Below are 22,889 nucleotides of genomic sequence, written 5' to 3' on the forward strand. Positions count from 1 at the left end.
ATAACAATGTCTTAAAACTAAATTAATGTCGATTTTCTTTTAATTATGTCAAAAAAGCATATATTTGACATTCTGAAAATTTTAACGATTTTAAGACAAATTATTACATTTCATCGTTGTTTTTTGTCTTTTATGGTTGAGTTTTTAAAATTTATTTTGTTGACACAGTTTTTTTTATACATTTACCGTCTAATGAAAATACAAAACAGGAAATATCTAGCCTCAATCTTATTTGTATTAATAAGTTTTGTATGCAATGCCCAACCTGATGGTTCGCCGCCACCACCTGCGCCGCCACCACCTCCTGGCTTGCCTATAGATGATTTTTTGCCTATTTTTTTAGTGATTGCAATTATTTATGGCGTAGTAAAACGATTTAAATTGTCTAAACGCTAAGAAGAGATTGCATTAATATTGTATAGTTTCTTTATATATTTCCCAACAACATCAAATTCTAAATTAACCACCGTGCCTTCAGAAAATGTATTGAAGTTTGTGTGCTCGTGGGTATATGGTATGATTGCTACACTAAACCTATTTGCTTCTGAATTCACAACAGTTAAGCTGACACCATTAACAGTAATCGACCCTTTTTCAATAGTAATATTATTTAAAGCCTTGTCGTATTCAAAGGTAAAAAACCAACTGCCATCAACTTCTTCAATAGATTTACAAATTGCAGTTTGATCTACATGACCTTGTACAATATGACCATCAAGTCTATCTCCTAATTTCATTGCACGTTCAATATTTACTACATCTCCAGTTTTTAAACCACCTAGATTAGTCTTATCTAAGGTTTCTTTAATAGCCGTAACCGTATACGTATCATCTTCAATTTGGACAACAGTTAAACAAATGCCATTATGAGAAACACTTTGATCTATTTTTAATTCATGGGTTAGTTTAGAACGCATGGTGAGATGTAGGTTTTCTTTCTCATTTTCTAATTTGGTTACAATCCCTAAATCTTCAATAATACCTGTAAACATAATGTCAATTAAATGGTTAAATTTGCAATTACAAAAGTACGCACAAAAGATAGGATTTAATTAAAACAACTTATAAATTTTAGTGAAACCTAGTGAGTGAGGGATAAAGTTATAAGAGCATTTTCATGAAAAAAGATAACAAGATAAAATTAGGAATTTCAATAGGTGATCTTAATGGGATTGGTTCTGAAATCATTATTAAAACATTTGAAGATAGTAGGATGTTGGAGTTTTGTACACCTGTTATTTTTGCCTCAATTAAAACCATGTCTTTTTTTAAAAAACACTTTGGGAGCGCAGTAAACTTTCATGGAATTAACCATGTAGATCAAATTGTTGAAGGCAAAATGAATGTGCTAAATGTTTGGAAGGAAAATGTGACCATTAATTTTGGCGAGGAGGACGTTAAGATTGGAGAGTACTCTGTTAAATCTCTTGAAGCCGCGACGGAAGCGTTAAAAAATGAAGCTATTGACGTTTTAGTAACCGCTCCTATTCATAAGCATAATATTCAGTCTGAAAGTTTTAAATTCCCAGGCCATACTAATTATTTGGCAGAAAAACTAGGAGGCAAAAGCCTCATGTTTATGGTTACCGATAACTTAAAAGTGGGATTGCTTACAGATCATGTACCCGTAAAAGACGTACCTGAACAAATCACTTCAGAGCTTATAACGGAAAAGGTTGAAACGGTTTATAATTCATTGGTTAAAGATTTCAGAATCAGCAAACCTAAAATAGCAGTTCTAGGTATCAATCCACACGCAGGAGATAATGGTGTTATCGGAAATGAGGATGAAAATGTGTTAAAACCAACCTTAGAAAAAATTAGAGAGAATAAAAAATTGGTTTACGGACCCTATTCTGCAGATAGTTTTTTCGGCTCAGGTAATTATAAAAATTTCGATGCTGTTATTGCTGCTTATCACGATCAAGGACTAATCCCTTTTAAGACTATAGCTTTCGGAAACGGTGTCAATTATACAGCTGGACTCAATAGGGTTAGAACGTCTCCCGATCATGGAACCGCCTTTGAAATAGCCGGAAAAGGAGAAGCTGATAATGGTTCATTTAAAGAAGCGGTTTTTGCGGCTATACAAATTTTTAAAAATAGAATTGAGTTCGATACCATCTCCAGCAACCCCTTAAAATCAAGGCCAAAAAAGATATAAACATTTTTTGTTTATAAGACACGTGAAATAAATAAAAATGTATATATTTGCAGGCTCAAAATGAATGCGATGATGAAGCCCTTAAAAGACTATACCATACCGTATGTTGGTCTCAAGATTGGAAAGCACCATTTTGATTATCAGATTGATAAAAAGTTCTTTGAACATTTTGAGTATGATGATTTTAATGATGTAGACGTCAAAACAGAGTTGGTTTTTGAAAAGAAGTCAACACTATTAGAATTACATTTTCAAGTTACTGGTATTGTAAATGTCAATTGTGACATTACAAATGAGCCATACAATCAAGACGTGAATGGAGATTTCGATTTGGTTGTAAAGTTTGGAGATGATTATAATGATGATTTTGAAGACATTGTTATTTTGCCTCATGGTGAGTACGAAATAAATGTTGCGCAATTTATATATGAGTTAATTATATTATCAATGCCAGCAAAGCGGATTCATCCAGGAGTAGAAGATGGTACATTGGACTCAGACATACTGAAAAAATTAGAAGAATTAAGTCCAAAAGACTTAGACGACAAAGAAGAAACATCAGAGGAAATAGATCCTCGTTGGAATACATTAAAAAAACTATTAACGGATAAATAACATATAAAATGGCACATCCTAAAAGAAAAATATCTAGAACAAGAAGAGATAAGAGAAGAACACATTATAAAGCATCTGTTCCTACTATTGCTACATGTCCTACTACAGGAGAAGCACATCTATACCACAGAGCTCACTGGCACGAAGGTAAATTATATTATAGAGGTCAAGTATTAATTGACAACTCTGAAAAAGAAGAAAATTTAGCATAAGTATTATGCACGCATATAATAAAACGCTCAGCAATGAGCGTTTTTTTTATGTTTAATTTCTATAAGTCTTAAAAACGACTTAATTTGCGTCATATTCGTTCAAAATTTAGTAAATTCATTAAAATTTTACCTTTTTTTAACGATTTTTGTCTTTTTAAGACACTTTTTTAAAAATAAAGTATGAGTAAAGTCACAGCTGCAATTACTGGTGTAGGAGCTTATTTACCTGAATATAAATTGACCAACCAAATTTTGGAAACTTTGGTCGATACTAATGACGAATGGATTACGACAAGGACAGGTATTAAGGAACGCAGGATTCTTAAAGAAGAAGGAAAAGGAACATCCTTTCTTGCCATAAATGCCGCCAATGATCTTATCAATAAAAAAGGAATCGATCCTAAAGACATCGAATTAGTAATTGTTGCAACTGCAACTCCTGATATGAAAGCTGCTTCAACTGCCGCTTTTACTGCTACTGAAATAGGCGCAACGAATGCATTTTCATTCGACTTAGAAGCTGCTTGTTCAAGCTTCCTTTTCGGAATGTCTGTCGCCTCAAGTTATATTGAATCTGGCAAATATAAAAACGTCTTACTTATTGGTGCTGATAAAAATTCATCCTTCATTAATTATAAAGATAGAGCAACATGTATCATTTTTGGAGATGGAGCTGGAGCTGTTTTTTTTGAACCTAATAAAGAAGGGTTAGGGTTGCAAGATGAATTATTAAGAAGTAATGGAGAGGGAAGAGAGTTTCTTCAAGCTACTTATGGTGGATCATCATATCCTATTACAGCTGATACATTCAAGGAAGGGAAGCATTATGTTTTTCAGGAAGGTAAAACGGTATTTAAAAATGCAGTATTTAATATGGCAGATGTAACCGAAAGAATTCTTGAAAGAAATAACTTAACAAATGACGATATTTCTTGGTTAGCAGCACATCAAGCAAATAAAAGAATAATTGAAGCTACTGCCAATAGAGTATCTTTAGATCCTGCTAAAGTGATGATGAACATTCACAAGTATGGAAATACAACATCGGCAACATTGCCTTTACTTTTACATGATTACGAATCGCAATTAAAAAAAGGCGATAACATTATATTCGCAGCATTTGGAGGCGGATTTACTTGGGGCTCAATATATTTAAAATGGGCTTATAATTCCTAAAGCTTAAACTAACTAATTAAAAGACTAAATAATTATGGATATTAAGGAAATTCAGAACTTAATCAAATTTGTAGCCAAGTCTGGTGCAAGTGAGGTTAAACTAGAAATGGATGATATTAAAATCACCATAAAAACTGGAGGAGAAGATAAAGGGGAATCGACCACTTATGTTCAGCAAATTCCAATCAATCAGCCAGTAACTCAAGCAATTCCTGCCGCACCTGCAGCTGAACCAGCTAAAGAAGCACCAGCAGCAGCTGATGACGCAAAATATATAACAATTAAGTCACCAATCATTGGTACATTTTATCGCAAACCATCTCCAGACAAACCCGTGTTTGTCGAGGTAGGAACTTCAATTGGAGAAGGTGACGTGCTATGTGTTATTGAAGCAATGAAATTGTTCAATGAAATTGAATCAGAAGTATCAGGTAAGATTGTTAAAATTTTAGTTGATGATTCTTCTCCAGTAGAATTTGATCAACCTTTATTCTTAGTTGATCCATCATAACCAAATTTAAAATTCCAAAGCACAATTCCTAATTTATTGGAGTTTGGAATTTGAGATTTTAAATAGATATAAGTTATGTTTAAAAAAATATTAGTAGCCAATCGAGGTGAAATAGCACTTCGTGTTATTAGAACCTGTAAAGAAATGGGTATCAAAACAGTTGCTGTTTATTCAACTGCTGATGCCGAAAGCTTACATGTGAAATTTGCAGATGAGGCAGTTTGCATAGGACCTCCTTCAAGTAGTGAATCGTATTTAAAAATATCTAATATAATAGCAGCAGCAGAAATAACAAACGCAGATGCAATACATCCTGGATATGGCTTTTTGTCAGAAAACGCTAAGTTTTCAAAAATATGTGAAGAGCATGATATTAAGTTTATCGGAGCAAGTCCAGAAATGATTGATAGAATGGGTGACAAGGCTAATGCAAAAGCAACAATGCTTGAAGCAGGCGTACCTTGTGTTCCAGGAAGTGAAGGCGTTATTGAGGATTTTGAAGATTGCATAAAAGTGGCTAAAGAAACCGGCTATCCTGTGATGCTTAAAGCATCTGCTGGAGGTGGTGGAAAAGGAATGCGTGCCGTTTGGAAACCTGAAGATTTACAAAACGCTTGGGAATCTGCAAGAGCAGAATCTAAAGCTGCCTTCGGAAATGACGATATGTATATGGAGAAACTTATTGAAGAACCACGTCATATCGAAATTCAAATTGTTGGTGATTCTACTGGTAGAGCATGTCATTTATCAGAACGTGATTGCTCAGTACAACGTCGACACCAAAAATTAACTGAAGAAGTTCCATCGCCATTTATGACGACTGCACTTCGTAAGAAAATGGGTGATGCCGCAGTAAAAGCTGCCGAGTATATTAAATATGAAGGAGCTGGAACCGTAGAGTTTTTAGTAGATAAGCATCGTAATTTCTATTTCATGGAAATGAATACACGTATTCAAGTTGAGCACCCAATTACAGAACAAGTAATTGATTTCGATTTAATTCGCGAGCAAATATTAGTAGCAGCTGGTGTCCCAATTTCTGGTAAAAATTACACACCTAATTTACATTCAATCGAGTGTCGTATTAATGCTGAAGATCCTTTTAACGACTTTAGACCTTCTCCAGGACGCATCACAACATTACATGCTCCAGGTGGACACGGAGTGCGTTTAGATACACATGTGTATGCAGGATATGTGATTCCACCAAACTACGACTCAATGATTGCTAAGTTAATAACAACAGCGCAAACTCGTGAAGAAGCTATCAATAAAATGAAGCGTGCTTTAGACGAATTCGTTATCGAAGGGATTAAAACAACAATTCCTTTCCACAGACAATTGATGGAGCATCCAGACTATCTAGCTGGTAATTATACCACGAAGTTTATGGAAGATTTCGTGATTAAACCCGAAGAAGACTAATATATAACAACTCCGAAATTAATATTTCGGAGTTTTTTTTGGCTGTAACCCTTTTCCACTAAAAGCTACAAAGCGTCAGGCTATTCACTAAATCTTTTTTGGAAAAGCAAAAAAGCTTAAGACTACCGAGGGATAGCCGAACGGCTTCTATCCTTAACAGAAAAACAGTTAAATTAGCATTATGAACTTATCCTATTGGGAAATAAAATCATGGCTTACCAATGTAGACTTTACCATTGTTGGTAGCGGCATTGTAGGATTAAATTGTGCACTGCAATTAAAACAGCGATTTCCAAAAGCGAATATTTTAATTCTTGAAAAAGGCATGTTGCCTCAAGGTGCTAGTACAAAAAATGCAGGATTTGCGTGCTTCGGGAGTTTAAGCGAAGTTATAGATGACCTTAAATCTCATTCTCAAGAAGAGGTGTTTCAATTAGTTAAAAAACGTATAGATGGTTTGCAGCTATTGCGTAAGACCTTAGGCGATGATACCATCAATTACCAACAACTTGGAGGTTATGAGTTGTTCTCAAAAACCGACAATTTATTAGAGCAATGTAAAGTCAAACGTGACAGTATAAACTCATTTTTAAAACCATTGTTTCAACAAGATGTGTTTCATTTTCAACCTAATTCTTTTGGCTTTAAAAATTGTCAAGACACCTTGAGTGTGAACCAGTTTGAAGGCCAAATCGACACAGGACAAATGATGACGGCATTACTTCAACTAGCATTAAGTTCAGGAATTAAAATACTTAATACTATTACTGTTGAAGATTTTTCGGAAGACACAAATTCTATAAAAGTAAAAACCAATCAATTTGAATTGACAACATCCAAATTGTTAATAGCAACTAACGGCTTTGCTTCAGCCTTAAATATTTCCGAAGTCAAACCAGCGAGAGCTCAAGTATTAATTACGAAACCTATTGATAATTTACACATAAAAGGAACGTTTCATTTAGATCAAGGCTATTATTATTTTAGAAATATTGATGATAGAATTTTATTTGGTGGTGGACGAAACCTCGATTTTAAAGGTGAAGAAACAACCGAATTAAAACTTACTGAACAGATTCAAAGTAAGCTTGAAGAACTATTAAAAACAACAATTCTTCCAAATACACCCTATGAAATTGAGCATCGATGGACTGGTATAATGGGAGTTGGTCAACAAAAAAAGCCAATTGTAAAACAGCTAAGTAACAATGTGTATTGTGGAGTTCGTTTGGGAGGCATGGGAATTGCTATTGGTAGTTTAGTTGGTAAAGAATTAGCAGATTTATTGTAATTAGTATCCATGAAATTTATAAAACGATTCTTCAAATTCACCTTCAAAACACTGTTTTGGCTCTTTGTGTTTTCCGTAGTTATTGTCGTTATTTTTAAATGGGCTCCAGTGCCAATAACACCATTAATGGTCATTCGTAATATTGAACAAACCGACACCAATAAAAAAGGATGGAAACACGATTGGATTGCACTCGAAGAGATACCTATTAATTTGCAGTTAGCAGTAATATGTAGTGAAGATCAAAACTTTTTAAAGCATCATGGATTCGATATTAAAGCTATTGAAAAAGCATATGAGAATAATAAAAAAGGAAAAAAACTAAAAGGCGCCAGTACAATTTCTCAACAAACTGCAAAAAATGTATTCCTTTGGCCAGGTCGAAGTTGGTTACGAAAAGGATTTGAAACCTACTTTACGTTTTTAATAGAACTTATTTGGAGTAAAGAACGCATTATGGAAGTTTATCTCAATAGTATAGAAATGGGTCCAGGTATTTATGGTGCAGAAGCAGCTTCTCAATATTGGTTTAAAAAACCAGCATTAAAATTATCAAAATATGAAGCAGCAGCAATTGCTTCAATTTTACCTAGTCCTTTACGATACAAAGCAAATCCTGCATCATCATATATTGAAGGCAGGAAGTCTTGGATTGTTAAACAAATGGGGTATTTTGGACCATTACAATATCCTAAACGAGAAGCTAGTAATGAATAAATTAAAATCAGAACTATATGCTCAATGTCAAGCGTTCGTTGAAAATCGCTTAAAAGCTATTCAAAAAACCATTGATGAAATCCAAGAATCTTTATCTACTGAAACTAAAAGTTCAGCTGGAGACAAACATGAAACGGGACGAGCGATGCTACAATTAGAACGTGAAAAAGCTGGACATCAGTTGTCAGAAATTCAAAAACTTAATCAACTGCTATCTAAAATAGATGTTTCAAAAGCCTCACAAACGATTGCCCTAGGAAGTCTAATCTATACAACTCAAGCTAATTACTTCATTACCTTAAGTGCTGGTGAATTGAAAGTCGATAATCAATCTTTTTATGCGATTTCTGCAAATACACCAATTGCCAAATTGCTATTTGGGAAACAAAAAGGAGATAAAATTAAATTTAGAGATCAAGAGTTTGAAATTTTTGAGGTAATCTAAATCATTTTCGGCTTATCTTTAAAAAAAGATTTAGAAAAAGAAATTGAATACAAGTTCCTCAACGTTTGATGTTATAGTTGTTGGTGGTGGATTAGCTGGTTTATCAAGCGCAATTCATTTGTCAAAGGCGAACCTGAGTGTATTGGTGATTGAAAAAAATAGCTACCCAAAACACAAGGTTTGTGGTGAATACATTTCTAATGAAGTCCTGCCTTACCTTAAATTTCTTGATGTCGACGTCTTTAAACTAGGTGCTAAGAAAATTGACAAATTTCAATTATCTACCACCAAAAGCAAGTTAGTTACGGCAACATTACCTTTAGGTGGTTTTGGCATTAGTCGATTTTGTTTAGATAATGCTTTAGCGCATAAAATGATTGAAGTCGGAGCAGAAATCCTTCAAGATTCAGTTAAAGATATTCAGTTTTCAAATGATATCTTTTCTATTAAAACAAAAAATGCTAAACGATTTGAAGCAAAAATTGTTATTGGAGCATTCGGGAAAAGGTCAAACCTTGACATCAAACTAAATCGTCAATTCATAAAACATAAATCGCCTTATTTGGCAGTAAAAACGCATGTAAAGGGAAGTTTTCCGGACGATGTCGTTGCACTTCATAATTTTAAAGGTGGTTATTGCGGAATTTCTAAAGTAGAAAATGATAGTATTAATTTGTGCTACATAACTAATTACAACGCCTTTAAATCATATAAAGATATTGATGAATTTCAACAGAAAGTGCTTTATAAAAACACTTTCCTTAAAAACATTTTTAGCAAAACAAAGCCAGTCTTTGAAGAACCATTAACTATAAGTCAGATTTCATTTGATAATAAAAAGCCAATAGAAAACCATATCATTATGTGCGGTGATTCAGCAGCCTTAATTCATCCGCTTTGTGGTAACGGAATGAGTATGGCTATACGAAGTGCTCAAATGGCTTCACAATTAATCATTAAATATTTTAATTCGGAAACTCCCAATAGAGAAGCACTAGAAAAGCAGTATCTTAGAGAATGGAATTCCGTGTTTAAATCGCGTTTAAAAACAGGCCATATTGTAGCAGACTTATTTAATAAACCGAAATTATCAGAAACATTGATGCGAGGCTTAAAATGGTTCCCTGGAATTTTGCCTTATATCATAAAACGAACGCATGGAAAAGTAATGAAAGTGGAATGAGTTTGTTTGTAAGCACAAAATATAGAAGTGAACAAGAAGAAATCATGGACGATTTGGATTATAATGGCCCAATACTTTATGATGCTCTTGATACACTAGCAAAAATAAATCAATGGCTAGGTGGAAATATAGTCACTATTAAAGGACTCAAAAAAGCATTAAAAAATCATCAAAAAAACGAAGCCATAACCATTATTGATTTAGGTTGTGGAGGAGGTGATATTTTAAGAGAGGTATCTAGATTTGGTAGGCGATATGGTTATAACTTTCAATTAATTGGAATAGATGCAAATCAACACACAGTTGACTATGCCACAACATTATCTGAAGCTTATAATAATATTGAATTTAAAGCAATTGATATTTTCTCTGAAGAGTTTAAAGGATTACACTACGATTTGGTTTTGACAACGTTGTTTTTACATCATTTTAAGAATGACGAATTAGTATCGTTTTTAAAACCTGTATTAAAAAAGGCAAAATTAGGACTCGTGGCTAATGATTTGCATAGACATAAATTAGCGTATTACTTGTTTAAATTATTATGTACTACAATAAAAAATAAAACGATTGTTGAAGACGGATTAACATCTGTTTTGAGAGGATTTAAAAGACAAGAATTAGAAAACATATCTCAACAATTAAATACAAATTTTCAAATACAATGGAAATGGGCTTTTCGTTTTCAGTGGATTTTGAAGCAAAAAGAAATATGAGTGTAAAAATCACATCAGTAGCTAAGCAGTTACCCAAATATACTAGAGAAACTAAGGATATCATTCCCTATTTGAATATTTGGATGTCTGGTCAAGAAGAACGGTTTCAGCGTAAAGTGATTAAGCTTTTTGAAAACGCAGGAGTGGATAGACGCTATTCTATTATGGACGCTGAAGAAGTGTTTTTAAAAACCTCATTCGAAGAAAAAAACGAGATCTATTCTCGTGAAGTAGTAACCTTAGCTGAGCAATCTTTAATGAAGGCATTAGATAAAGCCAACTTAAAACCAACAGATATTGATTATATAATTACCGTAAGTTGTACCGGAATTATGATACCTTCAATGGATGCGTATTTGATTAATAACCTTAAAATGAAGCAAGATATTGTAAGGCTTCCAGTGACTGAAATGGGTTGTGCGGCTGGAGTTTCAGGAATTATTTATGCAAAGAATTTCTTAAAAGCAAATCCCAACAAACGTGCAGCAGTTATTGCTGTAGAATCTCCAACAGCAACATTTCAGTTAGATGATTTTTCTATGGTCAATATCGTGAGTGCAGCCATTTTTGGAGATGGCGCATCGAGTGTTATTTTATCATCTTATGAAAATGAAGAAGGGCCGAAAATAGTTGACGAAGCCATGTATCATTTTTATGATGCTGAAACAATGATGGGCTTTAAATTGGTAAATACAGGTTTACAAATGATTTTAGACAAGGCTGTACCTGAAACAATTTCAGAACATTTTCCCATGATTGTACATCCGTTTTTAGAACGAAATAATATCACCATAGAAGCTATAGATCATCTCATTTTTCATCCAGGAGGAAAGAAAATCGTACAAACCGTTGAAGATTTATTTGGATCTCTAGGGAAGAATATTGACGATACTAAAGACGTTCTTAAATTGTATGGAAACATGAGTAGCGCAACTGTCTTGTATGTTTTAGAACGCTTTATGGACAAACAACTACCAAAAGGAGATAGAGGTTTAATGCTAAGTTTTGGACCTGGTTTTTCTGCACAACGAATACTACTAGAATGGTAAAAGAATTTCAAAATAAAAATTATTGGGCACTCATTTTAGGAGGCTCCAGCGGCTTAGGTTTAGCTTCGGCTAAAAAGCTTGCAAAGCATGGTATGCATATCTGCATAATCCACAGAAACTCAAGAGCTCAAGAAGAAGAAATACATATCGAATTCGATAAAATCAGAGCAGAAGGTGTTCAATTTAAATCCTTTAATGTAGACGCTTTTAAACCAGAAAAACGAGATCATATAATTTCTGAGTTGAAAGATATATTTGGCTCTCAAGGAACTATAAGAACCTTGGTTCATAGTGTTGCAAAAGGGAATCTTAAACCCATGGTTTCTGAAGGAGGACCTTCATTAAAAAATGATGACTTCAATCTAACGATTAATGCAATGGCAATTAGTTTATACGATTGGACAAAAGCTGTTTTTAACGGTGAACTATTTGCTAAAGATGCTAGAATTGTGAGTTTCACAAGTGAAGGCAATACCAAAGCTTGGAAGAATTATGCAGCGGTTTCAGCAGCAAAAGTAACCTTAGAAGCGATAACAAGAAATATTGCATTAGAGTTCGCACCCTTCGGAATAAGAGCAAATTGTATTCAAGCTGGTGTAACAGATACTGCTTCTTTAAGGATGATTCCTGGAAGTGATACAATTAAAGAACATAGTTTGAAACGAAACCCATTTAATAGACTCACTCAACCTGAGGATGTAGCGAATGCTGTTTTCCTCTTATCAAAAGATGAAGCGTCTTGGATAAATGGTTGTGTAATTCCTGTTGATGGAGGCGAACATATAAGTTAATATGACAGGAGAACGAATCATATCACTATTACCATATCAAGAACCCTTTTTGTTCGTTGACGAATTAACTTTAATATCTACTGACTCTATAGAAGGACATTATACATTTAACAAAGACAGTTATTTTTATAAAGGTCATTTTAAGAATAACCCAATAACTCCAGGCGTAATTCTCACAGAATGCATGGCACAAATTGGTGTTGTCTGTTTAGGGATTTACATGATGAAAGAAATTATTTCTGAAAGCAATCACCCTCAAATTGCTTTAACTTCGAGTCAAATCAATTTCTTTTTGCCAGTTTTTCCTGGAGAAAAAGTGACTGTAATTTCTGAGAAAGAAGTATTCCGTTTTAATAAGTTAAAGTGTAAAGTCAAGTTGTATAATGAGAAGGAAGAGTTAGTGTGTCGAGGTAGTATTTCAGGAATGATAAAAGCATGAAAAATAGAGTTGTCATTACGGGATTAGGAGTTGTTGCACCAAATGGTGTTGGCATCGATGCGTTTTCTAAAGCGATTAAAAAGGGAGAATCTGGAATAAGGTTTCACCAACAATTATCTGACTTAAATTTTTCGTGCTGTATTGGTGGAATTCCAAAAATTTCAGAAGAAAAAAAACTGGACTATTTAACACCTTTGCAACTAAGAGGATTTAATAGTTCTGGAATTTTATATGGTTGTATGGCAGGCATTGACGCATGGAAAGATGCAGGATTTACTGTTGATTCTGACAGTGAATTAGATTTTGATAGCGGAACGGTTTTCGGGACAGGAACTTCTGGTGTTGAAAAATTTAGAGAAGCCATTTATAAGTTAGACGAGAATCAAGTAAAACGATTAGGAAGCACTGTTGTTGTGCAAACAATGGCAAGTGGAATTAGTGCATTTTTAGGTGGAATTTTAGGCTTAGGAAATCAAGTGACGACAAATTCTTCTGCGTGTACCACAGGAACCGAAGCTATATTAATGGGTTATGATCGTATCAAAAACGGTCAAGCCAAACGCATGTTAGTTGGAAGTTGTAGTGATGATGGACCTTATATTTGGGGAGGATTTGATGCTATGCGAGTGATGACCTACAAGCATAATGATTCGCCAATAGAAGGCTCCAGGCCAATGAGTGCAACAGCATCAGGATTTGTGCCAGGAGCAGGAGCAGGAGCACTAGTTTTAGAATCGCTAGAGAGTGCTCTAGACCGAAATGCAACTATTTATGCTGAGGTTTTAGGTGGACATATTAATTCTGGAGGTCAACGACAAGGCGGAACAATGACAGCTCCAAATGCTGAAGCAGTTCAGCGCTGTATTAAGGAAGCTATTTTAAATGCTAATATTTCAGCAAATGAGATTGATACCATTAATGGCCATTTAACAGCGACTTCAAAAGATAGTCTTGAAATCGAAAATTGGACCAAAGCTTTACATAGAAAAGGAGACGACTTCCCATATATAAATTCTTTAAAATCGATGGTTGGTCATTGTTTAGCTGCCGCAGGAAGTATAGAAAGTGTGGCGACTGTCCTTCAGCTGAAGGAGCAATTTGTGTTTCCGAATATCAATTGCGAGGATGTACATGATGAAATTTCTGCATTAATTTCAGAAGAAAAAATTGTAAAGCAGGTATTACATACTGAATTGAATATTGCTGCGAAAGCCAGTTTTGGTTTTGGTGATGTAAATGGTTGTATTATCTTTAAAAGATATAATTAAGCCTATGACCAAAGATGAACTTATTACCAAATTAAAGACGATTGTTCAGCCCTATATTCAGGATGAGCAAGCCTTTGATAATCTATCAGAAGAGACCGATTTTATTAATGATTTAAAAATAAATTCAGCAAATTTAGTGGATGTCATTTTAGATGTAGAAGACGAATTTGATATTAGAATCGAGAATGATGACATGGAAAAAATGACTTCTGTAAAAGCAGCAATGGAGATTGTGAATGAAAAACTAGCAAAAAAATGATTGGAAATGACATTGTGGACTTATCACAAGCTGCAATAGAATCGAACTGGAAACGACCTCGATTTTTAAATAAAGTATTCACTAAGAAAGAACAATTACTTATTCGCACTTCTGAAGATCAGGACGACATGGTTTGGCTGCTTTGGAGCATGAAAGAAGCTGCCTATAAAGCTTACGTCAGAGAATTTAAGCAATCTTTTTTCAATCCAAAACGTATTCAATGTCAATTAAGTTTAAATAATCAGGATGTTGTTTGTATTGATAATCAAACGTATAATTTACAATCAATAATCACTTCAGACTATATTCATAGTATCGCTAGTAAAACTAAATTTGAACCACAATCACATTTTTTTAAAGTACCAGATAGGAATCAAAGTGAAGCTTTAAAAACAAAGATGATTCATCTGATTTCTGGTAAAATAGGACAAAATATAAATTCAATTGAGATCAAAAAGACAGAATTAGGAGTTCCAAATCTATTTATAAATAACCAACAAATTTTTGAAGCTCTGTCCATATCTCATCATGGAAAATATGGTGCTTTTGCTATTTGTTAATGGATAAATATAAATTGCTTCCTTCTGGCAATTTTTCGGAGTGTTCGAAAAACAAAGTATCTTTCCCAAAACGAGATTCAATTAAATAATAGTGTCCTTTAAAATAACTCTTATTGATGGTCACTTTAATATCTGAGTCGTCAACAATTTTAAGTTGATGTGCATAAACGATTTCATTATTTATAATATTAAATTCTTCAAAAAATGAAGCAACAATAGGTGTTCTTGGGTGTTTAAATAAATGTTCTGGAGAATCGTTTACTTCAATTTGAGCATTGTTTAATAGGATCATTCGATCTGCAAATCCTAAGACATCATTTTTGTCATGAGTAGCAACAATACATGTAATTTGTTTGTCTTTTAAATATCGAAATACACGTCGTCTAAGGGATTGTTTTTTAAAATTATCAATATGACTAAAAGGTTCATCCAGTAGAATGATTTCAGGTTGTTTAGCTAAAGCACGAGCAAGTGCAACACGTTGTTTCTGTCCACCACTAAGTGTTTTTACTTTTACATGCGCAAACTTAGTTAACTCTACAACTTCTAGTAACTCTGATGTTCGTTTTTGTTTTTCTTCTGGAAAGAAATTTGAAAGGAATTTACCAATATTTTCTTCAACACTTATATATGGCATTAAATCAAATTCTTGGGCAACATATTTTATAAAGTCATATCCTATGACAAGGTTATATTTAGGGCCCAAAATCTGTTGATTTTTCCAAAATATGGAACCAGTATCTAAATCATGTTCACCATAAAGTAGTTTGAGTAATGTTGTTTTTCCAGAACCACTTTCACCAATCACTGAAATATGTTCACCTGGATTTACAGAGAAGCTGATTCCATTTAAAATATTAGTTTTATTGTAACTAAAAGTGATGTTTTTAACTTGAAGCATACAGCAAAAATACTACAAAAAAGCCGCTACAATATATGTAGCGGCTTTTTTACAAAATAAATTAATAAGCACTATTGCTTAATAAATTTTTGATTACTTATAGTATTACCAGAGATAATACTTATTATATAATTTCCAGCCGTAAGTTGAGAGACATCAATAGTATTAGAATTACTAAGAGAGTTCGTCATGACACGTCTTCCACTAATATCATAAATATTATAGATTGCATTTTGTAATTGCAGTCCAGTTGTAATATGTAATACATTTTTAGTTGGGTTTGGTGATAATATAAAATCTGAAGCAAGTTCATCGTTATCAACACCTAGTGTATCACAAGAACCACCATTACCTTCAACGGCATTAAACGTTTGATTAATTCCAGGGTTTAAAAACAATTCACATCCAGAATTTGGCCAGTATACAATAATATGAGAAACACTAGTATCACTTCCAATTCCAAAATGAGTATTTAGAGAACTCATATATTCAAAACCTTCACCACTACGTACATCTCTTATTTGAACACCACTATCTGTATAAATTTCCACACGTGCTCCAATGCCATCAATATTACTTGCAGTTCCTATAGTGTTTATTTTTATCCAATTATTAGCAGTTGTAAGATTCCAATAAATATTACCATTATAATAGGCATCTATAAAACCATCATTATTTAAATCACCTAAAGATCCATTTTTATAATTAATTTGTGCATTATCTGCATCTTCAAAAGTAAGATCACCTTTTCCATATAAAATAGTTCCATTACATAAAATATCTAAATAACCATCATTATCTATATCATAGCTAACACTTTCGTGACCGTTAGGAGGACTACTTACACCAGCTCCAGAAGTAACATCTGTAAATGAGCCATTACCGTTATTACGCATTAGTTTGTGTGCACCAGAACTAGCACCAACAAAAACATCCATATCACCATCGTTATCATAATCAGCCCAAGATGACGACCATGTTTGCATTGGGTCGGCAAGGCCTAAGGCAAGGGCATTTTCTGTAAAACTACCATCACCATTATTAGTTAACATTTGATTTGTTCTTCTCGCAGTTTCTCCACCACATTTAGCGATAAACATATCCATATCTCTATCATTATCGTAATCTATCCAAATAGATCCATAATTTCCTCCTGAACAGTAATTCCCTAAACCACCAATAGCTCCAACTTGGTCTGTTGAAATTAAATTACAGTCATTATCATATTCAGCACCTTGATAAAAAGTTAAATTTCCAGATCCATCATTAATATAATAAACGTTTGGTGCGACATCATGACAAACAAAGGCATCTAAGTGCCCATCGTTATTAATATCAACAAAGTTTGAACGTTGAGAAAACACATATTCTCCTCCAGAGATTTCGGTAAAACCTGTTCCAGTATTATTTGCTTTCATAAACGTAACACCACTACCAGAACCATATAATAAATCAGTATAACCATTTTTATCAAAATCTGCAGCAGCCATACTCCAATTAGGTAAAAAATTAGCACTTGGTGTTGAAATATTCACTTCGTTAAATCCTCCTGAATTTAATTGGTAATGTATATTAACGTTACTAGATGAAGCAGAAACAATATCGTCAAGGTTATCACCATTCATATCAACAACGGTTAAGTCATAACTACCAACAATGCCCATATCTTGAAGCGCATAATTAACTCTAGCTGGAACTAAGGTTGTGAAGTTTACAGGTCCAATCCAATTGCTGAAATCTGTTCCTCCACAAAAACCTCTAACATAGACTTCATAAGAAGTGTTCATATTTAAACCGCCTAGCACATGAGGATTATTTGTAGTTGTAGGTGTTCCAGATCCAGCAGGTATTCCTGTTCCAGGTGCTTGAACAACTATTTCCCAAGAAGTTTCTGAGCTACCTACTTCCCAAGAGACATTTGCAGAATCTAAAGTAATGTAAGTTACAGATAGATCACTAATATTAGGACAAGAAGGAGTTAATTCAGAAGAAATTGTAGGAGAATCAAAACAAAATCCCCAACCCCAAATATTATTATCATCATAAGAAATACGGTATTTAAAGTTTTGAAGTTGAGATGCCGTAAAACTTGAAATATTTAAGTATTCAGAAGTAAAAGGCACACGTGTGCCACTACAGAAGTTGTTATCAATCCCAGAAGTTGTACCAGATAGAGGATCTCCAAGTGTTATCCAACTTGAAGCATCGTTATCCCAAAATTGAATAGTTAGTAACTCTCCAATATTCCTGAATGTATAAGCAGAAACCACTTTTATTGATGTTTCACCAGCATTAAAGGCAGCTGTTAAGTCAATAGTAGGAGACTCTGCAGCAATATCATCATCATTTCCGTTTTGGGCATCATCATCATCGTAAGAAAAATTTGATGTAGTTGTTGGATCTGACTCAAAGACATTAGGATCTGTGAGATAGTTACCAGTAATTGTCCAGTTATTGTTTGGCCAGTTAGCAGATTCATTTAGAACCTGAGCGACTGAACAATAAGACATTACAAGAAATATTAATAATGTAATTTTTTTCATGATAATTTATTTTGGGTAAATAGTCTATAAAAGTAATAAAAAAAAACCACTACAAATATTGTAGCGGTTTTTTGACTTTTTTAAAAAAGATTTATTGTTTAATAAATTTTTGATTTCTAATTGTATTATCCGACACAATACTTATTATATAATTCCCAGCGGTTAATTGAGAAACATCAATTGATTTAGAATTGTTTAATGAGTTTGTCATTACACGTCTTCCGCTAATATCATAAATATTATAGAATGCATTTTGTAATTGCAGTCCAGTTGTAATATGTAATACATTTTTTGTTGGGTTTGGAGTTAAAATGAAATCAGAAGCAAATTCTTCGTCATCAACACCGAGTGCGTCACAAGACGTATCACCCGAACCTTCAACAGCTGTAAACACTTGATTAATAGCTGGATTTAAGAACACTTCACATTCAGAATTTGGCCAATATACAACAACATGTGAAACACTTGTATCACTTCCAATACCAAAATGAGTATTTAAAGAACTCATGTATTTAAAACCTTCACCACTGCGTACATCCCTAATTTGAACACCACTATCCGTATAGATTTCTACACGTGCTCCAATACCATCAATATTACTTGCAGTACCAACAGTGTTTATCTTAATCCAATTATTACTAGTTGTAAGATTCCAATAAATAGTACCATTAGAATATGAATCAATAAAACCATCATTATTCAAATCACCAAAAGCTCCATTAGAGTAACTGATTTGAGTACTATCAACATCTTCGAATGTAAGATCACCGTTTCCATACATGATTGTACCATTACATAAAATATCTAAATAACCATCGTTATCAATATCATAACTAACATTTTCATGACCATTAGGAGCAGTACTAACTCCAGCTCCAGAAGTAACGTCTGTAAAAGTGCCATTACCATTATTACGCATTAGTTTATGAGCACCAGAACTAGCACCAACAAAAACATCCATATCACCATCATTATCATAATCGGCCCAAGATGATGACCAAGTTTGCATTGGATCAGCAAGACCTAAATCAAAGGCATTTTCTGTAAAACTGCCATCACCATTATTAGTTAACATTTGATTTGTTCTTCTCGCGGTTTCTCCACCACATTTTGCAATAAACATATCCATGTCTCTATCATTATCGTAATCTATCCATATAGATCCATAATTACCACCAGAAGAATAGTCTCCTAAACCTCCTTGATAAAAGGTAAGATTTCCGCTTCCATCATTTATATAATAAACATTAGGTGCAACATCATGACATACAAAAGCATCTAAATGACCATCTTGATTGATATCAACAAAGTTTGAGCGTTGTGAAAACACATATTCTCCACCAGAGATTTCAGTAAATCCTGTTCCAGAATTATTAGCTTTCATAAAAGTCACTCCACTTCCAGATCCATATAATAAATCTGTATATCCATTTTTATCTAAATCGGCAGCAGCCATACTCCAACCAGGTAAGTAGTCTGCATTTGGTGTAGGTATATCGACTACACTAAAACCACCTGAATTTAACTGGTAATGTATATTAACATTTGTATTTGATACAGAAACAATATCATCAAGGTTGTCTCCATTCATATCAACAACTGTCAAGTCGTAACCTCCTATAGACATAGCCTGCGGAGAAAAGTTTACTCTTGAGGGTATCAAGGTTGTAAAGTTTACTGGACCAACCCAATTGCTAAAATCTGTTCCACCACAAAACCCTCTAACATATATTTCATATAGTGTGTTTTGAGTTAATCCACTAAACACATGAGGATTATTTGTCGTAGTTGTAGTTCCAAGTCCAGAAGGAATACCCAGTCCAGGAGCTTGTAAAGCTATTTCCCATGACGTTTCTAAATCTCCAGCTTCCCAATAAACATTAGCGCTATCTGAAGACACAAAAGTTACCGATAAATTGGTAATATTAGGACAAACAGGAGGAGTTTCAGAACGTAATGTAGGCGAATCAAAACAAAATCCCCAGCCATAAGATCCGTTATCATCATATGAGATACGATATTTAAAATTTGTTAATTGAGATGTTGTAAAAGAAGCGATATTTATGGTTTGATTTACTTGTTGTGAATTGCCATTGCAAAAATTAGAAGTTGGTGCATTATTAGTTTGAGCTAAGGCTGAATCAAAATTTTGCCAGCTTGAAGCATCATTATCCCAATATTGTATTATTAAGTCTTCAGTTTGAAAAATATTAAGCACGTATGCACCCACTACAGTAATCCATGTTTCTCCAGCATTATGAGCTGCACTTAAATCAATTGTATTTGATTCAGCTGCAATATTATTTATTGAATTAGGTCCGGCTTCATCTTCATCAAATGAAAAGTTAGAAGAATTATCGGTTGGATTGTCTGTGAAAATAGTTGGATCTGAATCATAAGATCCAGTAAGTGTCCAACTATTATTTGGCCAATTAGCTGGTTCATTCAAAACCTGAGCAACCGAACAATAAGACATTACAAGAAGCGCTATTAATGTAATTTTTTTCATAATAATTTAAATATTAGGTAAATAGTTTCTAAAAATAATCAAAAAAAAACCTCTAAATTATATTTAGAGGTTTTTAATATTTATTGTTTTATGAATTTTTGAACTTTTATATCCTGACCAGATATGATTCTGAGAATATAGTTACCAGAACTTAATGAAGAGACATCAATGGTTTGATTCTTCAGTTTAGTGCTTATAATTTGTTTCCCATTGATATCAAAGATGGTATAAATAGTATCTTTATCTAATGGTGTTTTGGTAGAAATATTTAAAATATCACTTGCAGGATTTGGAGATAAAGTTAGGTCTAAACCAATTACTTCTCCATCAATTCCTAATGTGTCACAAGATGCACCAGAACCTTCAGTGGCTGTAAACGATTGGTTAATAGCCGGATTTATAAAGGTTTCACAATCTGAATTTGGCCAATATACAATGATATGAGAGATATTCGTATCTGAACCAATACCAAAATGAACATTCATTGAACTCATGTATCTGAAACCGTCACCACTTTTTACATCTCTAATTTGCATACCAGAGTCAGAATAAATTTCAACACGAGCACCAATACCATTTATATTACTTGTAGTACCAACAGTATGGATTTTAATCCAGTTATTATTAGTTTCTTTATTATTTGTATAAATATTACTAGAATTGAAAGCGTCAATATAACCATCGTTATTTACATCGCCATAAGCACCTGCTCCTGGAAAAACACCAGTATGCACAGTAAAATTTAAGTTTCCATCACCAAAAAGTAAATTTCCACCAGAAACTAAGTCAAGATTTCCATCATTATCAAAATCATAAGTAACAGTTTCAGTTGAAGTAAGAGTTAAAGCACTTATACCAGTACCAGCTGTTGCGTCTACAAAAACACCACCATCATTTCTCATAAGTTTATGACTACCTGAACTAGCACCAACAAAAACATCCATATCGCCATCATTATCAAAATCTCCCCAAGCAGAAGACCATGTTTGCATAGGATCTGCTAAACCAATTGCGGCTGCATTTTCAGTGTAGTTTCCACTGCCATCATTAGTATGCATTTGGTTCATTCTTCTTGCAGTTTCTCCACCACATTTAGCGATAAACATATCTAAATCTCTATCATTGTCATAATCAATCCAAATAGAACCATAATTTCCACCTGAAGAATAGTCACCTAAGCCACCTTGATTAAAAGTAAGATTTCCAGAACCATCATTTATATAATATACATTAGGAGCAACATCGTGACAAACGAAAGCATCTAAATGTCCATCTTGGTTTATATCAACAAAATTTGAACGTTGAGAAAACACATCTTGTGGACCAGAAACTTCCGTAAACCCGTTACCAGTACCATCACTTCTCATGAAAGTTACGCCATTTCCAGCACCATAAAGTAAATCAGTATAGCCATCTCTGTTATAATCTGCTGCAGCTAAACTCCATGTTGGTTCGAAATTCGCATTACTAGTTGTAATGTTTTTTGTCGTAAAGCCTCCACCTGGGTTTTGCTCTCTAATATTAACATTTGTAGATGAAATAGTTACTAAGTCATCTAGAAAGTCACCATTCATATCTACACAAGCAATTCTATAAGAACCTGAGGCTCCAGAAGAACTAGATGTAAATGTTACAGGAGTTGGGACTGGAGCATTATTTGTTGCTTCTAAACAAAACGCTACATCTGAAAGACCTGTGCCTTCAAAATCATAAATTTGAATAACTAGGTCATCTCCAATATTCCATCCACCAATGGTTTCTGTTGCAAAAGTATCTGTACATGCAATTTCTATTGTTCCAGTAGAATCAAAAACTACAATTCCTGGGTTACCTGGGTTTTGTGAAGAAAAATTCAATCCTAAAGTAGTTGCAGTCCAAGTAAAAAACTGGTCTAAGCCTGAAGCTCTACAAGAACCCTGTACTCCACTATCTGTAGTTCCATCTGTTGAAAATGGTAAGTTAAAAGGACTAACACAACCTGTTCCTTCTGAGGCTGGTGTTATGGGCACTGCACCTGAGAAATTATCATTTACAGGCTGAGCAAATGCTTGAAAGCTAAACGCCAAAAGCGTCATGGTTATAAAAAGTAATTTTGTTTTCATAATACTTTATTTT

At 33.7% G+C, this 22,889-nt stretch carries 23 protein-coding genes; 18 read left to right on the forward strand and 5 right to left on the reverse strand.

Annotation, left to right across the window (positions count from 1 at the left end):
* Positions 1-45 precede the first annotated feature (45 nt).
* Positions 46-396 (forward strand): hypothetical protein, encoded by a 351-nt coding sequence (locus VOI25_RS03210; RefSeq protein ID WP_323787513.1) that lies wholly within the window; start codon positions 46-48, stop codon positions 394-396.
* Here VOI25_RS03210 and VOI25_RS03215 read toward each other — a convergent pair.
* Complete coding sequence (locus VOI25_RS03215; protein ID WP_323787514.1) at positions 393-992, reverse strand: riboflavin synthase; 600 nt, start codon at positions 990-992, stop codon at positions 393-395. The two genes, VOI25_RS03210 and VOI25_RS03215, sit on opposite strands and share 4 nt — an antisense overlap.
* A gap of 125 nt (positions 993-1,117) precedes the next feature.
* On the opposite strand from VOI25_RS03215, the gene pdxA reads away from it, so the two are divergent.
* From pdxA to VOI25_RS03300, 17 genes are all read left to right on the forward strand, one after another.
* Positions 1,118-2,164: a 4-hydroxythreonine-4-phosphate dehydrogenase PdxA gene (pdxA, locus tag VOI25_RS03220; RefSeq protein ID WP_323787515.1), complete on the forward strand. Its 1,047-nt coding sequence runs from the start codon at positions 1,118-1,120 to the stop codon at positions 2,162-2,164.
* A 72-nt stretch (positions 2,165-2,236) separates the two neighbouring features.
* Positions 2,237-2,779: a DUF177 domain-containing protein gene (locus VOI25_RS03225; RefSeq protein WP_323787631.1), complete on the forward strand. Its 543-nt coding sequence runs from the start codon at positions 2,237-2,239 to the stop codon at positions 2,777-2,779.
* Positions 2,780-2,787: 8 nt separating this feature from the next.
* Positions 2,788-2,991, forward strand: coding sequence for a 50S ribosomal protein L32 (rpmF, locus tag VOI25_RS03230; protein WP_028873082.1), 204 nt, complete (start codon positions 2,788-2,790; stop codon positions 2,989-2,991).
* Positions 2,992-3,171: 180 nt separating this feature from the next.
* The gene (locus VOI25_RS03235) at positions 3,172-4,167 is read left to right on the forward strand and encodes a beta-ketoacyl-ACP synthase III (RefSeq protein WP_323787516.1); all 996 of its coding nucleotides are present in this window, start codon (positions 3,172-3,174) and stop codon (positions 4,165-4,167) included.
* Between the two features lie 34 nt (positions 4,168-4,201).
* Positions 4,202-4,678 (forward strand): acetyl-CoA carboxylase biotin carboxyl carrier protein, encoded by a 477-nt coding sequence (gene accB, locus VOI25_RS03240; protein WP_323787517.1) that lies wholly within the window; start codon positions 4,202-4,204, stop codon positions 4,676-4,678.
* A gap of 75 nt (positions 4,679-4,753) precedes the next feature.
* Entirely contained in the window at positions 4,754-6,103 is a 1,350-nt protein-coding gene (gene accC / locus VOI25_RS03245) for an acetyl-CoA carboxylase biotin carboxylase subunit (RefSeq protein ID WP_323787518.1), read from the forward strand.
* A 181-nt stretch (positions 6,104-6,284) separates the two neighbouring features.
* Positions 6,285-7,394: an FAD-dependent oxidoreductase gene (locus tag VOI25_RS03250; protein WP_323787519.1), complete on the forward strand. Its 1,110-nt coding sequence runs from the start codon at positions 6,285-6,287 to the stop codon at positions 7,392-7,394.
* Between the two features lie 9 nt (positions 7,395-7,403).
* Entirely contained in the window at positions 7,404-8,111 is a 708-nt protein-coding gene (mtgA, locus tag VOI25_RS03255) for a monofunctional biosynthetic peptidoglycan transglycosylase (protein WP_323787520.1), read from the forward strand.
* Positions 8,104-8,556: a 3-oxoacyl-ACP synthase gene (locus VOI25_RS03260; protein ID WP_323787521.1), complete on the forward strand. Its 453-nt coding sequence runs from the start codon at positions 8,104-8,106 to the stop codon at positions 8,554-8,556. The genes mtgA and VOI25_RS03260 overlap by 8 nt, the downstream gene beginning before the upstream one ends.
* Before the next feature lie 43 nt (positions 8,557-8,599).
* A complete protein-coding gene (locus VOI25_RS03265; RefSeq protein WP_323787522.1) occupies positions 8,600-9,739 on the forward strand; it encodes an NAD(P)/FAD-dependent oxidoreductase in 1,140 nt (379 codons plus the stop codon).
* Entirely contained in the window at positions 9,736-10,455 is a 720-nt protein-coding gene (locus VOI25_RS03270; protein ID WP_323787523.1) for a methyltransferase domain-containing protein, read from the forward strand. Before VOI25_RS03265 ends, VOI25_RS03270 begins: the two co-directional genes overlap by 4 nt.
* Positions 10,452-11,504, forward strand: coding sequence for a type III polyketide synthase (locus tag VOI25_RS03275; RefSeq protein ID WP_323787524.1), 1,053 nt, complete (start codon positions 10,452-10,454; stop codon positions 11,502-11,504). Before VOI25_RS03270 ends, VOI25_RS03275 begins: the two co-directional genes overlap by 4 nt.
* A complete protein-coding gene (locus VOI25_RS03280) occupies positions 11,498-12,295 on the forward strand; it encodes an SDR family oxidoreductase (RefSeq protein WP_323787525.1) in 798 nt (265 codons plus the stop codon). The genes VOI25_RS03275 and VOI25_RS03280 overlap by 7 nt, the downstream gene beginning before the upstream one ends.
* Before the next feature lies 1 nt (position 12,296).
* On the forward strand, positions 12,297-12,734 hold the full coding sequence (locus VOI25_RS03285) for a FabA/FabZ family ACP-dehydratase (RefSeq protein ID WP_323787527.1): 438 nt from the start codon (positions 12,297-12,299) through the stop codon (positions 12,732-12,734).
* Entirely contained in the window at positions 12,731-14,002 is a 1,272-nt protein-coding gene (locus VOI25_RS03290; RefSeq protein ID WP_323787528.1) for a beta-ketoacyl-[acyl-carrier-protein] synthase family protein, read from the forward strand. Before VOI25_RS03285 ends, VOI25_RS03290 begins: the two co-directional genes overlap by 4 nt.
* 4 nt (positions 14,003-14,006) lie before the next feature.
* Positions 14,007-14,261 carry an acyl carrier protein gene (locus tag VOI25_RS03295; RefSeq protein WP_323787529.1) on the forward strand — a complete coding sequence of 85 codons (255 nt, stop codon included), beginning with the start codon at positions 14,007-14,009 and terminating at the stop codon, positions 14,259-14,261.
* The gene (locus VOI25_RS03300) at positions 14,258-14,821 is read left to right on the forward strand and encodes a 4'-phosphopantetheinyl transferase superfamily protein (RefSeq protein ID WP_323787530.1); all 564 of its coding nucleotides are present in this window, start codon (positions 14,258-14,260) and stop codon (positions 14,819-14,821) included. The genes VOI25_RS03295 and VOI25_RS03300 overlap by 4 nt, the downstream gene beginning before the upstream one ends.
* On the opposite strand, the gene VOI25_RS03305 is transcribed toward VOI25_RS03300, so the two are convergent.
* The 4 genes from VOI25_RS03305 to VOI25_RS03320 form a co-directional block, all read right to left on the reverse strand.
* On the reverse strand, positions 14,811-15,722 hold the full coding sequence (locus tag VOI25_RS03305; protein ID WP_323787531.1) for an ABC transporter ATP-binding protein: 912 nt from the start codon (positions 15,720-15,722) through the stop codon (positions 14,811-14,813). The two genes, VOI25_RS03300 and VOI25_RS03305, sit on opposite strands and share 11 nt — an antisense overlap.
* A 71-nt stretch (positions 15,723-15,793) precedes the next feature.
* Positions 15,794-18,265 (reverse strand): FG-GAP-like repeat-containing protein, encoded by a 2,472-nt coding sequence (locus VOI25_RS03310; protein ID WP_323787532.1) that lies wholly within the window; start codon positions 18,263-18,265, stop codon positions 15,794-15,796.
* A gap of 91 nt (positions 18,266-18,356) precedes the next feature.
* On the reverse strand, positions 18,357-20,774 hold the full coding sequence (locus VOI25_RS03315) for an FG-GAP-like repeat-containing protein (protein ID WP_323787533.1): 2,418 nt from the start codon (positions 20,772-20,774) through the stop codon (positions 18,357-18,359).
* An 80-nt stretch (positions 20,775-20,854) separates the two neighbouring features.
* Positions 20,855-22,876, reverse strand: a complete 2,022-nt coding sequence (locus tag VOI25_RS03320; RefSeq protein ID WP_323787534.1) for an FG-GAP-like repeat-containing protein — start codon at positions 22,874-22,876, stop codon at positions 20,855-20,857.
* Positions 22,877-22,889: the final 13 nt, after the last annotated feature.

This window comes from Psychroserpens sp., assembly GCF_034670085.1.
Taxonomy (GTDB): Bacteria; Bacteroidota; Bacteroidia; order Flavobacteriales; family Flavobacteriaceae; genus Psychroserpens.

Bases quoted from the DNA above. Each gene is read 5' to 3' on its own strand.
- VOI25_RS03250 (WP_323787519.1), top strand. From the start codon at position 6,285: ATGAACTTATCCTATTGGGAAATAAAATCATGGCTTACCAATGTAGAC.
- VOI25_RS03270 (WP_323787523.1), top strand. From the start codon at position 9,736: ATGAGTTTGTTTGTAAGCACAAAATATAGAAGTGAACAAGAAGAAATC.
- mtgA (WP_323787520.1), top strand. From the start codon at position 7,404: ATGAAATTTATAAAACGATTCTTCAAATTCACCTTCAAAACACTGTTT.
- VOI25_RS03315 (WP_323787533.1), bottom strand. From the start codon at position 20,774: ATGAAAAAAATTACATTAATAGCGCTTCTTGTAATGTCTTATTGTTCG.
- VOI25_RS03320 (WP_323787534.1), bottom strand. From the start codon at position 22,876: ATGAAAACAAAATTACTTTTTATAACCATGACGCTTTTGGCGTTTAGC.
- rpmF (WP_028873082.1), top strand. From the start codon at position 2,788: ATGGCACATCCTAAAAGAAAAATATCTAGAACAAGAAGAGATAAGAGA.
- accC (WP_323787518.1), top strand. From the start codon at position 4,754: ATGTTTAAAAAAATATTAGTAGCCAATCGAGGTGAAATAGCACTTCGT.
- pdxA (WP_323787515.1), top strand. From the start codon at position 1,118: ATGAAAAAAGATAACAAGATAAAATTAGGAATTTCAATAGGTGATCTT.
- VOI25_RS03260 (WP_323787521.1), top strand. From the start codon at position 8,104: ATGAATAAATTAAAATCAGAACTATATGCTCAATGTCAAGCGTTCGTT.
- VOI25_RS03210 (WP_323787513.1), top strand. From the start codon at position 46: ATGTCAAAAAAGCATATATTTGACATTCTGAAAATTTTAACGATTTTA.
- VOI25_RS03215 (WP_323787514.1), bottom strand. From the start codon at position 992: ATGTTTACAGGTATTATTGAAGATTTAGGGATTGTAACCAAATTAGAA.
- VOI25_RS03280 (WP_323787525.1), top strand. From the start codon at position 11,498: ATGGTAAAAGAATTTCAAAATAAAAATTATTGGGCACTCATTTTAGGA.
- VOI25_RS03310 (WP_323787532.1), bottom strand. From the start codon at position 18,265: ATGAAAAAAATTACATTATTAATATTTCTTGTAATGTCTTATTGTTCA.
- VOI25_RS03305 (WP_323787531.1), bottom strand. From the start codon at position 15,722: ATGCTTCAAGTTAAAAACATCACTTTTAGTTACAATAAAACTAATATT.
- VOI25_RS03275 (WP_323787524.1), top strand. From the start codon at position 10,452: ATGAGTGTAAAAATCACATCAGTAGCTAAGCAGTTACCCAAATATACT.
- VOI25_RS03285 (WP_323787527.1), top strand. From the start codon at position 12,297: ATGACAGGAGAACGAATCATATCACTATTACCATATCAAGAACCCTTT.
- VOI25_RS03235 (WP_323787516.1), top strand. From the start codon at position 3,172: ATGAGTAAAGTCACAGCTGCAATTACTGGTGTAGGAGCTTATTTACCT.
- VOI25_RS03290 (WP_323787528.1), top strand. From the start codon at position 12,731: ATGAAAAATAGAGTTGTCATTACGGGATTAGGAGTTGTTGCACCAAAT.
- accB (WP_323787517.1), top strand. From the start codon at position 4,202: ATGGATATTAAGGAAATTCAGAACTTAATCAAATTTGTAGCCAAGTCT.
- VOI25_RS03225 (WP_323787631.1), top strand. From the start codon at position 2,237: ATGAAGCCCTTAAAAGACTATACCATACCGTATGTTGGTCTCAAGATT.
- VOI25_RS03300 (WP_323787530.1), top strand. From the start codon at position 14,258: ATGATTGGAAATGACATTGTGGACTTATCACAAGCTGCAATAGAATCG.
- VOI25_RS03295 (WP_323787529.1), top strand. From the start codon at position 14,007: ATGACCAAAGATGAACTTATTACCAAATTAAAGACGATTGTTCAGCCC.